The following is a 12,454-nucleotide window of genomic DNA, read 5'->3' on the forward strand; positions in this document are numbered from 1 at the left end:
GATAGATTTCCAATTTTGCCTTTGCTGGTAAAATAACGGTTAACACATTGAAAAGATGGCGTGGATTCAGCAAGACTTAACGCCGGATGGGCTACAGCATGGGCATTTATCAACCGGGTCAATTCCCATGGAACAGGGCATCAGAATCCATCTCAAGCGCGCCGCAATTTCCGGCGGGCTGGAAACCGCCGCAATTCTGAAAAGCCTCGGCCTGATGCGGGACGTCGCCGGCCTCGGCGCCATCTTTACCCTGCATCATGTCCGTCCTCCCTTGCGCCGAACCTTCGCCCCAAACGCACATCTGGAAATTTCGCCCGAATTCCTCGACCGCGTCATCACCCGTCTGAAACGGGACGGTTATGATTTCATCGCTGTCGATGCGTTGCCGGAACGTATCGCAAATGATCGCGACAAGCCACCCTTTGCCGCTTTTACACTTGATGACGGTAATCGAGACAATCTCGACCACGCGTTGCCGGTCTTTTCCCGCCATGGCACGCCCTTCACCGTCTTCGTCGCCCAGGGGCTGTCCGAGCGAACGCACAGCATATGGTGGGAGACGCTAGCCGAGCTGCTCAATCGAGTGAGCCGCGTGACCTTTGATTTCGGCAGGGGCGCGGAGAGTTTCGACCTCGACAAAGCCGGCAAACGGCAAGCCGTCTTTGCCCGCTTCGCCGCCTATGTTCATGGCCACGACGAGACGGAAGCCGTCGCGCGGATCGACGAACTGGCTCGAAAGAACGGCCTCGAGCCGCTCGATCTCGTGCGCGCATCCATCATGGACCGGGACGAACTGAAGCAGCTTATCCGTTACCCCCTCGCCTCGCTCGGGGCCCATACGGTGAGCCACCGGGCGCTCGCACGGCTGCCGGAGGCGGAAGCAGCGGCGGAAATGGCTTTGTCGGCGGATTATGTTGCCGACATCTCCGGCAGGCGGCCGGCGACGATCGCCTACCCTTACGGCACCGCCGACGCGGTCTCCCCCCGTGAAGCCAGGCTTGCGGCGGAACTCGGGTTTTCCGTCGGGGTGACGACCCGGCCTGGAACGATCGGAGCGGCAAATGCCGCCAAGATCACACATCTGCCGCGGCTATCGTTGAACGGCCATTACCAAAAGGCGCGGTACGCCGCAGCACTCGCGTCCGGCATTCCGATGCGGTTAATGGGGCACTAAAGCGCATCGCGATCTCTGGGATTTGCTTCTTGCGCTTTAGTATCTTGATTTTGCGCATGTCGTTATCGCAAAACCGCTACGCACTTTTGCGCGCCATGCTTTAGGCCTTGGCATGATCCGTTACGGATACATCCGCACCTTTTCCCAGGCGCCTTCCGGCACGTCGCGGCGGAATTCGACGCGATCGTGGAGGCGGAACTGGCGATCGTGCCAGAATTCGATCGAGAGCGGCCGGATACGGAAGCCGGACCAATAGGGCGGGCGCGGAATATCGCCGATAGCGTAGCGGGCGGTATATTCGGCAACCGCCTTTTCCAGTGCAAAACGGCCCTCAAGCGGGCGCGACTGTTTCGACGCCCAGGCGCCGATGCGGCTGCCGCGGGCGCGCGTCTTGAAATATTCATCGGCTTCCTTGTCGCTCACCACCTCAACCAGGCCGCGCAGCCTGACCTGCCGGCGCAACGACTTCCAGTGGAAGCACATGGCTGCTTTCTTTTGGGAAAGAATTTCTTGGCCTTTCTGGCTTTCGAAATTTGTATAGAATACGAATCCGTCGCTATCGAAACCTTTCAGAAGAACCATGCGGACATTTGGCAATCCATCCTTATCCACCGTTGCCAAGGCAACCGCGTTCGGGTCGTTCGGCTCTGTGGCTTCAGCCTCGCGCAGCCAGCTGGCGAAAAGCGTGAAAGGCTCGTTCTGTTCGGTGAAGTCACCGGTTGTTAACTCGTTTTCCGACATATTAGCTCAAATTCTCCGCATTTCCTAAAAACCGCTAGCCCCAACACTGGCCAACATACTCAGGTGGAAGTCATAGCAAAGTCGACCGTTCATACAAAGCGCAAGCTTGCAAAAGGCGCGATGATGGCGATTGCCATTTTCTCCCTTTTCTCCCTTGGCGGCTGCGTCGGCGGCGGCATGGACACGTTGAGTTCGGCAAAGGTGGACCGCAGCGTCTCGACTGGCACCGTCCCGACCGCTCCTGTGACAGCCGACAGTGTTTCCGACGAAACCACCGTGCGCAATGCCGTGACTTCGGCAGATCTCAACAAGCTGAACGGGCAGCCCGTGCCCTGGGCGAATGCCTCAACCGGAAGCGCCGGCGTCATCGACACCATCGTTGAGAACAACGCCTCGGGGCAAGTTTGCCGTCAGTTCCGCACGACCCGTCACTCCTATGACGGCATCGCCAATTTCTTTGGCAAGACCTGCCTTCTGAGTGACGGCGAATGGCAATTGCTAAGCTTCCAACAGGCCGGCTAAACGCTGCCCTTTTTCTTATTTCAGGTTTCTTATTTCAGGGTCAAAAGCGGCCCAACAAGCGTGCCCGCCGCAATGCCATCCGCAAGCGCGTAGATATCGTTGCTGGGTGAACGGTCAACCTCTAGCGGCGGGACGATCGAGCGGATCGCAGCAAAAAGAGCTTTGGTCCCCTCACCCAACTCTATCGCGCCGCGTAGATCGATGGCGCGAGCTGCCACGATCAGCTCGATCGCAGTCAAATACCGCAGCTTCTCCACCAGCCGTCCGGTCTTATCGATCACCGACATGGCGAGCGAGGCATAATCCTCGACGCGATCGGCGACCGGCGTGACTGCAAATGGCATGGGCATTGCCAGGTGGCCGATCTCCGCGGTTAGCGCCGCAACCGTCTTCTGCAGCGCGCCAAAGCCGTTGGCGCCGACACCTTCCGGGGCGAGAAAGCGCGGCAGATCCGAGAAGCCCGGCGACAGGAGCTTCATGATCCGCTCGGCCGTCATGGCAGCCAGACGCGCAAGCGCCAGCGCCAATGTGTCGAAGGCCAGCACCATATGGGTCGGATCGAAATTGCCGGTCGGCAAGACCACATCCTCAGCGGCAAGGACCGATGGATTGTCGTCGCCGGAGCGCAGCTCCAGCTCTGTCGCGGCCCACGCCCCCCTCAGCGCGTGTAAGGCGGCGCCGGACACTGAGGGTACGCAGCGAAGGCTGAGCGGGTCCTGAAGACGCCTGGCGGCACCTGGTTTTGTAAGATCGCCCCCTTCAAGCAGCGAGCGGACCGCGGCGGCGGCGTCGCCCTGGCCGGGGCCGGGCCGCAAGCGGCGCGCCAACGGATCGAGTGGATCAAGGCTGGCGCGAAATCCTTCATAGGATAGCGCGACAGCGCCGATATGCGCAGCGAAGACGCGTCCGATATCCTGCAGCAGCAGACAGGCGAGGCCGACGGACCCAGCGTTGGAAGAGATCAGCGACAGTCCGTCCTTTATGCCGAAGGACGGCTGCGCGAGCCCGGCAGCCGCCAATGCATCGGCACCGGAAACCTCACGGCCATCCGGGAGAATGGCCCTTCCCTCGCCGACCAATACCAAGGCGATGTGCGCAAGCGGCGGAAGATCCGCCTCACCGATCGAGCCGGTCATCGGCACCTTTGGATAAACGGAGCGATTGAGCATGCCGACAAGCGCTTGGGCCACATCAGGCGACACACCCGAATAGCCGAGGCAGAAGCGGGCAACACGCGCCGCCATCATGGCGCGCACCTCGTCCGCTTCGGCAAAACGCCCGACGCCGACGGCGCGGGGACGAGGGATGCGATGTTGTCCGAAATCCTTCGTGGGATCGAGGCGGGTATCCACCGCAGCGCCCAAGCCGGTGCTCACTCCATAGATCGCCTTGCCTTCGCCGGCATGGCGAGCGAGACAGGCATAGGCAGCTTCGATGCCGGCGATCGCATCGGCACCGATCGTGACCTCGGCGCCATTGCGCGCGACGGCGCAGATCGCATCGATGTCTGCGCCGGACGCATCGAAGATCACGCATTTGACGCTAGTGTCCATCTGTCTGTCCGCTAGTTAAACCGTCGTTCTCAGGCGAAGCGCAGGCGCTGGCCGATGTTCATCCGCTTTGCCTTGTCGACCATGGCCGCACCCAGCGCAACGTCCGTCGTGCTGAGGCCGCGATGCCAAAAGAGGATGGTCTCGTCGTCGCTCTCGCGGCCGGGCCGCGCGTCACAGACGATCTGACCGATTTCGGCGTGCAGCGTCTCCGCCGTCACCTTGCCTTCGTCGACGTGTCGGCGCAATGCGCCATAGGGACGGCCGGGGCCGCACTGGCCCCAATCGTCGACGACGACCTTGTCCATGATGTCGGTCAGGTCGAATTCGAGCGCGCTCATCGTCCCATAGGGAACGACGAAGGCACCCTTCTTGACCCAGGCTGTCTTGAAAAGCGGCGTCGGTTCCGGCAGGCGGCTGGCCTCGACCATGATGTCGGCGCCTTTAAGACAGTCTTCCCAGTTGTCTGTGACGGTGATTCTCTTGCCGAGGTCTTTTTCCAGCCGCGCAGCAAACGCGTCGCGGCTTTCGGGCCGGCGGGAATGGACGCGGATTTCCTCGAAATCGAAGAGGTGGTCGAGCAGGCGGACATTCCAATAGGCCGTACCGCGCGCGCCGATATGGCCGAGCACTTTACTGTCCTTGCGAGCGAGATGGCGCGCGCCGATGGCGGTGACGGCGCCGGTGCGCATATCGGTGATCGCGGTGGCGTCTACAATCGCCTTCGGCATGCCGGTGCGCGGATCGAACAGGTTGAGCACGGCCATTTCGGAAGGAAGACCCTGCTTGTAGTTATCGACGAAATCGCCGACCACTTTGACACCCGCATAGTCCAGCGGCTTCACGTAGCCGCGCAGCACATTGAAATGGCCCTTGTCGGAGCTTTCGGGCACGAGATGCACGCGCGGCTCGATCACCGTTTCGCCGCGTCCCTGCGCATACAACGCCTTGCTGACGGCATCGAGGATCTCGTCATTGGTCAGCGCCAGCGCCTTGGCATCGATGGCGTTCAGATAGTCGATCCAAATTTCCTGCATGGAATACCGAGCCTCTTCCGCTTGTCGCTACGTTCGTTTCGGCATGAAACGATTTGTATATACTTATTGTCAAGATGAATCCTGGTTGGAAACCGGACCGCCAGCTATAGGCTGGGCCGGCGCGTCCAGGCAATATTTCGCGCCAAAGCTTAGCAAACGGCTAACCATTGCGGCAGATCGGGCAGACGTGGCAAGCCAGCGTAACAACTGATTAGCAACTGCTCCCGCAGGATCACACCATATGTGCGTCAACCTTTCTTGCTTCCGGGGAGCAAGAGATGCGGCGCGATCCATATCTTGTTTCATTCTTTTGGGGTGCCACAACGAGGCCGGGCACGCCCATCAAAACGGTGGTTACAATGATGCGCGATCCTTACAAGGTGCTTGGCGTAAAGAGGGATGCTGGGGCAGACGAAATCAAGGCGGCGTGGCGCAACCTCGCCAAGGCCGTACATCCCGACCATAACATGGGCGATCCGACGGCAACGGAGCGGTTTGCTGAAATCGGCCGTGCCTATGAGACGCTGAAGGACCCGCAGAAGCGCAGCCGCTACGATCAAGTGGCGCGCATGGCCGAAGCGAGTGGCCAAAGCAAAGAACAGACCATCATGCAGCAGCGCCATGCAGCTCGCGAAGCGGCGGAACGTGCCAAGGCCGCACGCGCCAACGCCGAAAAGATATTGGAGGAGCTCGCTCGCGCCAATGCCCAGAAGGCGCAGAAGGCTGCGTCGGCCGCCAACCCGCAGGCAGCTGCTGGTGCCGCCGCAACCGAATCGCCCGAGGATATGGTCGAGCGAATTTTCGGCGCCAAGGCCGCCGCACGCGCGACACCGAACCAGGCCGCGACCGAAGCCGGCGCCGCAGAGGCAGGCAAGCAGCAAGAGCCGAACAGCAGTGAGACCGGCGAAACCTTTGCCGACGAGGAGCAGCTTGCAACCGGGACCGGCCCGAGCGTCTTCCGCTCGCGCTTCGGCATCCTCGGCTCGCTCGTACGCCGCATCACCGGCGGCACCACGCAGGATAAGGTGCCGGAAAAGACGCCGGAAATCGCGGCCGAAGCGACCGTCACCCTCGACGATATGCTGAAGGGGAATTGGATCACCGTTCCGCTGTCCGACGGACGGGAGGCTCGCTTCCAGGCGACGACGGATATCAGCAACGGCCAGGTCGCGCATCTGAAGGGCCAGGGGCTGAAATTGCAGGGCATGCAGCGCGGCGACGTCGCGATCACCATCCATCTCTCCACCGACAGCCGTTTCACGCTCGACGGCTTCGACGTCCGCACGACGCATCCCGTGACCATCGAAAATGCGGTGCTCGGTTATGAAACAACCGTCGAGGGATTGAACGGTCCGGTCAAGCTTACAGTCCCTGCCTGGTCCGGTTCGGATCAGGTCGTCCGAATCTCCGGCGAGGGATTGCCGAACGGACATGGCGGGAAAGGCGATCTCGTGGTGGAATTGCGCCTGATGCTGTGGGAAAAACCGGATGATAAAGTTACCGATTTGATGCGCAGCATGCGCGAGGGCTTTTTTCTGTGAAATTTCAGTGACAACCGCACCCTTTGTTACGATCCCTAACAGTTGATGATCTTTCCAATGCTTGAACCGAGGATCGGCCTATGCCATAGGCAGGATCATTCGAAGTTCAAGGGAGCAGAATATGGCTCAAGCCACTGGCCTCATGGCAGGCAAGCGCGGCGTCATCCTCGGCGTTGCAAACAACCGTTCCATAGCGTGGGGTATTGCCAAGGCCTGTTCGGAAGCCGGTGCCGAAATCGCATTGACGTGGCAGGGCGACGCCTTGAAGAAGCGCGTCGAGCCGCTCGCCCAGGAACTTGGCGCCTTCATGGCGGGCCATTGCGACGTTACGGAACCTGCGACGATCGACGCCGTCATCGATACGCTGGAAGCGAAATGGGGCAAGATCGATTTCGTCGTGCACGCCATTGCCTTCTCGGACAAGGATGAGCTCACCGGCCGCTACGTCGACACCAGCCGCGATAACTTCGCCCGCACGATGGATATCTCCGTCTATTCGCTGATTGCCGTCGCCCAGCGCGCCGAGCGCATCATGAACGACGGCGGCTCGATGATCACGCTGACCTATTATGGTGCAGAAAAGGTCATGCCGAACTACAACGTCATGGGCGTCGCCAAGGCTGCGCTCGAAGCGAGCGTGCGCTACCTGGCCGTCGACCTCGGTGGTCGCGGCATTCGCGTCAACGCCATTTCGGCCGGCCCGATCAAGACGCTTGCTGCCGCCGGCATCGGCGACTTCCGCTACATCCTGAAATGGAACGAATATAACGCGCCGCTGAAGCGCACGGTTTCGATCGACGAAGTCGGCAACGGCGCGCTCTATCTCCTCTCCGATCTTTCCACCGCCGTTACCGGCGAAGTCCACCATGTCGATTCGGGCTATCACGCGATCGGCATGAAGGCTGTCGACGCCCCTGACATCGCAGTCGTCAAGGACTGATCAACAGGAAATCTGACCGTGCCGCTCATCATCTATGTGATACGTCACGGTCAGACGGACTGGAATGCCGAGCGCCGGCTGCAAGGACAGAAGGACATCGATCTCAACGCCATCGGCCGCGCGCAGGCGCGGCAGAATGGCATCGAACTCGGTGAAATCCTCGCTTTCGAAAACCAGCCCTTCGATTTTGTTGCAAGCCCGCTGAGGCGCACCCGCGAGACCATGGAGATCGTGCGCGAAGCCATGGGCCTGCCGCCGAAGGACTACCGCACCGACGAGCGGCTGGTCGAAGTCTCCTTCGGCGCCTGGGAAGGTTTTACCATCAAGGAATTGAAGGCGACCGAGGCCGAACGCCTCGCCGAGCGCAATGCCGGCAAATGGGATTTCATCCCACCCGGCGAAGATGCCGAGAGCTATGAAATCCTCTCCTGGCGCGTCGGCTCCTGGCTGACGTCGGTCGATCGACCAACCGTCTGCGTCACCCATGGCGGTGTGATCCGCTCATTGTTCCGGCTGATCGGCGATGTCTCGAAGGAAGATGCTGCCGAAGCGGAAATCCCGCAGGACCGGATCTTGAAGATCGATCCGCAACAGAAAATCATCGGCTGGATTTAAGAAGCCGCCAGCCTGCAAACGGCGCCCCAATTCTCACTGTATGATGTCGAGATCGTTGATGACGCGCTTGCCGTCGATTTCGGTATAGAAGACGACAACTTTGACGCCGGCCTTCAGGCCGGTGAAATCGAAATCCTGGGGCGCCTGATAGCTCTTGCCGTCATCCAGCGTAATGCTGAAATTCTTCTCATCGACCTTCTTGATGGTGGCCTCGACATCGGCGCTTTCGGCAAAACCGGCGACGGGGGCAAGAAGACTTGCCGTGGCCAGGAGCGTCGCAACAAAGAAGCGCATCGTCGGTACCCTCTTGATTTCATTTCGGTGCTAAATCTTGATTGGGCACAGATAGCGCTTCGAATATGGCGGAAATTGCCCGCAACAATGGCGGTCGCCGCCCAATTGATGAATGTATTTTCACAATCCACAGCATGGGTTAATCTTCGTTTACCATGTCGGGCGCCTGGCGAATTCCGGCGCTGTTAGTGCCTGCGCGGTCACTGCGGAAAGAAAGATTTGCCTCGGCGGCTTTTTGGCCTATGAGTGTGCCGCAATTCCACGAGATAAAGGCGCGGCCGCCGCCGGGCCGCAGCAATCCGGTCGCTTCCATGTCACACAATACATTCGGTCATCTCTTCCGCGTCACCACCTGGGGCGAAAGCCATGGGCCGGCGCTCGGCTGCGTCGTTGACGGCTGCCCTCCCGGGCTCCGTTTCAAGCTTGAGGACATCCAGGCCTGGCTCGACAAGCGCAAGCCCGGCCAGTCGCGTTTCGTCACGCAGCGCCGTGAAGACGATCTCGTCAAGATACTGTCCGGGGTGATGTTGGACGAGGACGGCGAGACGATGATTTCGACGGGGACGCCGATCTCGATGCTGATCGAAAACACCGACCAGCGTTCCAAGGATTATGGCGAAATCGCTCGTCGCTACCGCCCGGGCCATGCCGACTATACCTATGACGTCAAATACGGCATTCGCGACTATCGCGGCGGCGGCCGCTCGTCGGCCCGCGAGACCGCGGCGCGTGTCGCGGCCGGTGGCATTGCTCGTCTCGTCGTGCCTGGCGTCACGGTGCGCGGCGCGCTGGTGCAGATCGGCAAGCACAAGATCAATCGTGCCAAGTGGGATTGGGCACAGGTCGACCGGAACCCCTTCTTCTCGCCGGATCCGGATATCGTACCGGTTTGGGAGGACTATCTCGACGGCATCCGCAAGGCCGGCTCCTCGATCGGTGCCGTGGTCGAAGTCGTCGCCGAGGGCGTGCCGGCCGGCCTTGGTGCACCGATCTACGGCAAGCTTGACCAGGATATCGCCTCGCTGCTGATGTCCATCAACGCCGTCAAGGGCGTCGAGATCGGCAATGGCTTCGGAGCCGCTGAGATGACCGGCGAAGAAAACGCCGACGAAATGCGCATGGGCAATGACGGCCACCGCATTTTCCTGTCGAACCATGCGGGCGGCATCCTGGGCGGCATTTCCACCGGCGAGCCCGTCATCGCCCGCTTCGCCATCAAGCCGACGTCTTCAATCCTGACCGAACGCCGATCGATCGACGCCGACGGCCACAATGTCGATATCCGCACCAAAGGCCGCCACGACCCCTGCGTCGGCATTCGCGCCGTGCCGATCGGCGAGGCGATGGTTGCATGCGCCATCGCCGATCATTACCTCAGAGACCGCGGCCAGACGGGCCGGTTGAAATAAGGACTTTTTTCATGCCCTATGACCAGAAGCGCGTCGTGGAAGCCCTCCGAGCCTTCGAGGCCGGCGAAATCGTCGTCGTGATGGACGATAACGATCGCGAAAATGAAGGCGACCTGATCGTCGCCGCCGTCCATTGCACGCCCGACAAGATGGCCTTCATCGTCCGCCATACCTCGGGAATCGTTTGCACGCCGATGCCGCGCGAGGAGGCCAAGCGACTGAACCTCAACGCCATGGTGGCGGAAAACGATTCGGCGCACACCACCGCCTTTACCGTCTCGGTCGACTTCAAGCATGGCACGACCACGGGCATATCCGCCGACGACCGCACGCTGACTGTGCGCAATCTCGCCAATCCGAATGTCGGCCCGGCCGACTTCGTTCGCCCCGGCCATATCTTCCCGCTGGTTGCCCGCGAGGGCGGCGTGCTGATGCGCTCGGGCCATACGGAAGCCGCCGTCGACCTCTGCAAGCTCGCCGGCCTCCCGCCGATCGGCGTCATCTGCGAACTCGTCAATGACGACGGCACGGTGACGCGCGGCCAGCAAGTGGTTGATTTCGCCGAGGAGCACGGGCTGAAGCTCGTCTCGGTCGCCGACCTCATCGCCTATCGCCAGCGCAAGGAAACGCTGATCGAACTCGGCGCGAGCTTCGATCTCGAAACGTCGTTCGGCAAGGCACGCGCTCACACCTATTCGCTGCCCTGGGACCCGATGCAGCACCTCGCCGTCGTCTTCGGCGACATCCGCGACGGCATCGACATTCCGGTGCGTCTGCATCCGGAAAATGTGGCCGAAGACCTGTTCGGCAAGCGCCGTCCGGTCGACTTCTACATGAAGAAGATCGCCGACGAGGGCCGCGGCATTATCGTCTATCTGCGTGAAGGCTCCGTGGGCGTCGGCCATTTTGACAACGGCCGCAAATCCCGCCAGGCCGGTCACGAGACCCATGCCGAAGCCCAGGCCCGCGACAGTGAATGGCTGGAAATCGGCCTCGGCGCGCAGATTCTGAAAGACCTCGGCGTCAGCTCGATCAGACTGCTCACCAGCCGCGAGCGCCACTATGTCGGCCTCGAAGGATTCGGCATCAAGATTGCCAAGACGGAGATCTGCTGAGAGATTCATCTCGCCCGCTGGGCGAGATAACTACTTCGAAGTCGGCCGATGGAACTACTTGCGGCTTGACTCAAAGAATTTCGTAAGTTCAAAAGAATTTCTACTTAACGCCACGCTAAATCGGCGATTGACGCGAGGTAAATGGCAGAGTTATGTTATAAATCAATTTCCAATTGAGATTGGTGAGGTCATCCATGGACTTTATAGAGACGTGGTTTGGTATCTCTCCCGACGGTGGCGACGGATCTACCGAGCTCCTATACATATTTGCAGTTGTCGCATTAATCGCTCTGGTGTTTCGCAAGCGCATCCTGCGGTTTATGCATACCCTTTCGGCGCGGATTCTGCGGAAGTAGCCAACAGTAAGTCTGCATCTCGGTTGAAACTTTGTTTGTCAGACTGGCATTCTCTCTGACCTCACACCAAACCGCATTCGGTTCGCGTCGCCTTTTTGTACATTCAAGTAACGGCCTGCCGATACTGCACGTGCCTCGCCAACTAATTAGTTCATTGCCCGGCGTTAATCTCGGAAAGGGAGCCGATGCGTGGAATAGTGGCAATCCTGCGAGCGGTATTCTTCGCCTGGGTTCCGGCGCTCATCGAGATAGTCCGCCGCCTTTCTCGCTGGTGCCGACGCTTGCACGACCGCCGGGTCGACAAACAGGGCTCGCGGGCGCATTGCGTGCCGATCGATCATCCTGCATTCCGCCGACCTGACCCCCTGATCTACGATCAATATTATCTTATCGGCCTTGGTCTTGCAGTCACCTGGGACAACCCTGATATCGAGATTCTCCAAGGTGGTGTGCCTGTTCCGGCAGGCAAGCTGAACGCAGATACCCATTACGAAGTGCGTGTCCGCGTCTGGAATGCGTCTCTAGATGCTCTCGTGGTGCAGATGCCAGTTCGCTTGTCGTATCTCTCCTTTGGCATCGGAACCGTGTCGAATCCCATCGACACACGACTGGTCTCGGTTGGGGTTGTCGGCGCCGCCAGTCAACCCGGATTCGTCTCTTTCGACTGGCATACTCCACCGCAGCCCGGTCATTATTGCCTGCAGGCTTTGCTAGACCCCGCAGACGATGCCAACTTTGCCAACAATCTGGGGCAGAAAAATACCGACGTTGGACTCGCACATTCGCCAGCAACATTTCAGTTCGAGCTACGCAACGCCACCCGTCGCCCACACCGGTATCGATTCACCGTTGACAGCTACGTCATTCCGCCGCTCGGCCCCTGCTTCAGCGACCGGCGACCGACTGACGGCGTTATAAAGGCGGAGCAGCAACGCAGGCTGGCGGTGCACCTGCCATCGGCCCACCTGCTCCCGCCCGGTTGGAAGGTCGACATCTCACCCGATCATCCATCCTTAGAGCCAAGCGAACAGCTTACGGTCACCGTGGTCGCGACTCCGCCAGAAGGCTGGACCGGTCAGCAAGCGCTCAACGTGAACACATTCGATGAGGGTGACAAAACGAGCGGCGGCGTCACTCTCATTGTTCTCGGCACCTAGGAG

12 protein-coding genes are annotated in these 12,454 nt (G+C 60.2%); 8 read left to right on the forward strand and 4 right to left on the reverse strand.

Annotation, left to right across the window (positions count from 1 at the left end; translation table 11 throughout):
• Positions 1-127: 127 nt before the first annotated feature.
• Positions 128-1,174 carry a polysaccharide deacetylase family protein gene (locus PY649_RS19490; RefSeq protein ID WP_285870260.1) on the forward strand — a complete coding sequence of 349 codons (1,047 nt, stop codon included), beginning with the start codon at positions 128-130 and terminating at the stop codon, positions 1,172-1,174.
• Positions 1,175-1,294: 120 nt separating this feature from the next.
• On the opposite strand, the gene pdxH is transcribed toward PY649_RS19490, so the two are convergent.
• Positions 1,295-1,915 carry a pyridoxamine 5'-phosphate oxidase gene (gene pdxH / locus PY649_RS19495; protein WP_285870262.1) on the reverse strand — a complete coding sequence of 207 codons (621 nt, stop codon included), beginning with the start codon at positions 1,913-1,915 and terminating at the stop codon, positions 1,295-1,297.
• A 63-nt stretch (positions 1,916-1,978) separates the two neighbouring features.
• Between pdxH and PY649_RS19500 the strand changes: the two genes are divergently transcribed.
• On the forward strand, positions 1,979-2,437 hold the full coding sequence (locus tag PY649_RS19500; RefSeq protein WP_285870263.1) for an RT0821/Lpp0805 family surface protein: 459 nt from the start codon (positions 1,979-1,981) through the stop codon (positions 2,435-2,437).
• 29 nt (positions 2,438-2,466) lie between these two features.
• Here PY649_RS19500 and PY649_RS19505 read toward each other — a convergent pair whose 3' ends face one another.
• Positions 2,467-3,990, reverse strand: a complete 1,524-nt coding sequence (locus PY649_RS19505) for an HAL/PAL/TAL family ammonia-lyase (RefSeq protein ID WP_285870264.1) — start codon at positions 3,988-3,990, stop codon at positions 2,467-2,469.
• A gap of 29 nt (positions 3,991-4,019) precedes the next feature.
• Positions 4,020-5,024 carry an ornithine cyclodeaminase family protein gene (locus tag PY649_RS19510; protein WP_285870266.1) on the reverse strand — a complete coding sequence of 335 codons (1,005 nt, stop codon included), beginning with the start codon at positions 5,022-5,024 and terminating at the stop codon, positions 4,020-4,022.
• A 362-nt stretch (positions 5,025-5,386) separates the two neighbouring features.
• On the opposite strand from PY649_RS19510, the gene PY649_RS19515 reads away from it, so the two are divergent.
• The 3 genes from PY649_RS19515 to PY649_RS19525 all read left to right on the forward strand — a co-directional run bounded on the left by PY649_RS19515 (position 5,387) and on the right by PY649_RS19525 (position 8,120).
• Positions 5,387-6,565: a DnaJ domain-containing protein gene (locus PY649_RS19515; protein WP_285870343.1), complete on the forward strand. Its 1,179-nt coding sequence runs from the start codon at positions 5,387-5,389 to the stop codon at positions 6,563-6,565.
• A gap of 121 nt (positions 6,566-6,686) precedes the next feature.
• Complete coding sequence (fabI, locus tag PY649_RS19520) at positions 6,687-7,505, forward strand: enoyl-ACP reductase FabI (RefSeq protein WP_285870267.1); 819 nt, start codon at positions 6,687-6,689, stop codon at positions 7,503-7,505.
• Positions 7,506-7,523: 18 nt separating this feature from the next.
• Positions 7,524-8,120, forward strand: a complete 597-nt coding sequence (locus tag PY649_RS19525) for a histidine phosphatase family protein (protein ID WP_285870268.1) — start codon at positions 7,524-7,526, stop codon at positions 8,118-8,120.
• Positions 8,121-8,153: 33 nt separating this feature from the next.
• Here the strand turns inward: PY649_RS19525 and PY649_RS19530 are convergent, their stop codons facing one another.
• The gene (locus PY649_RS19530) at positions 8,154-8,414 is read right to left on the reverse strand and encodes a DUF1344 domain-containing protein (RefSeq protein ID WP_285870269.1); all 261 of its coding nucleotides are present in this window, start codon (positions 8,412-8,414) and stop codon (positions 8,154-8,156) included.
• 311 nt (positions 8,415-8,725) lie between these two features.
• Here PY649_RS19530 and aroC point away from each other — a divergent pair, with 311 nt between their 5' ends.
• The 3 genes from aroC (at position 8,726) to PY649_RS19545 (ending at position 12,451) form a co-directional block, all read left to right on the forward strand.
• Complete coding sequence (gene aroC / locus PY649_RS19535; RefSeq protein WP_285870270.1) at positions 8,726-9,823, forward strand: chorismate synthase; 1,098 nt, start codon at positions 8,726-8,728, stop codon at positions 9,821-9,823.
• A gap of 11 nt (positions 9,824-9,834) precedes the next feature.
• On the forward strand, positions 9,835-10,938 hold the full coding sequence (gene ribB, locus PY649_RS19540) for a 3,4-dihydroxy-2-butanone-4-phosphate synthase (protein WP_285870271.1): 1,104 nt from the start codon (positions 9,835-9,837) through the stop codon (positions 10,936-10,938).
• Between the two features lie 541 nt (positions 10,939-11,479).
• Positions 11,480-12,451 (forward strand): hypothetical protein, encoded by a 972-nt coding sequence (locus PY649_RS19545; RefSeq protein WP_285870272.1) that lies wholly within the window; start codon positions 11,480-11,482, stop codon positions 12,449-12,451.
• Positions 12,452-12,454: the final 3 nt, after the last annotated feature.

The organism is Rhizobium mayense (assembly GCF_030272705.1).
Lineage (GTDB): Bacteria > Pseudomonadota > Alphaproteobacteria > Rhizobiales > Rhizobiaceae > Rhizobium > Rhizobium mayense.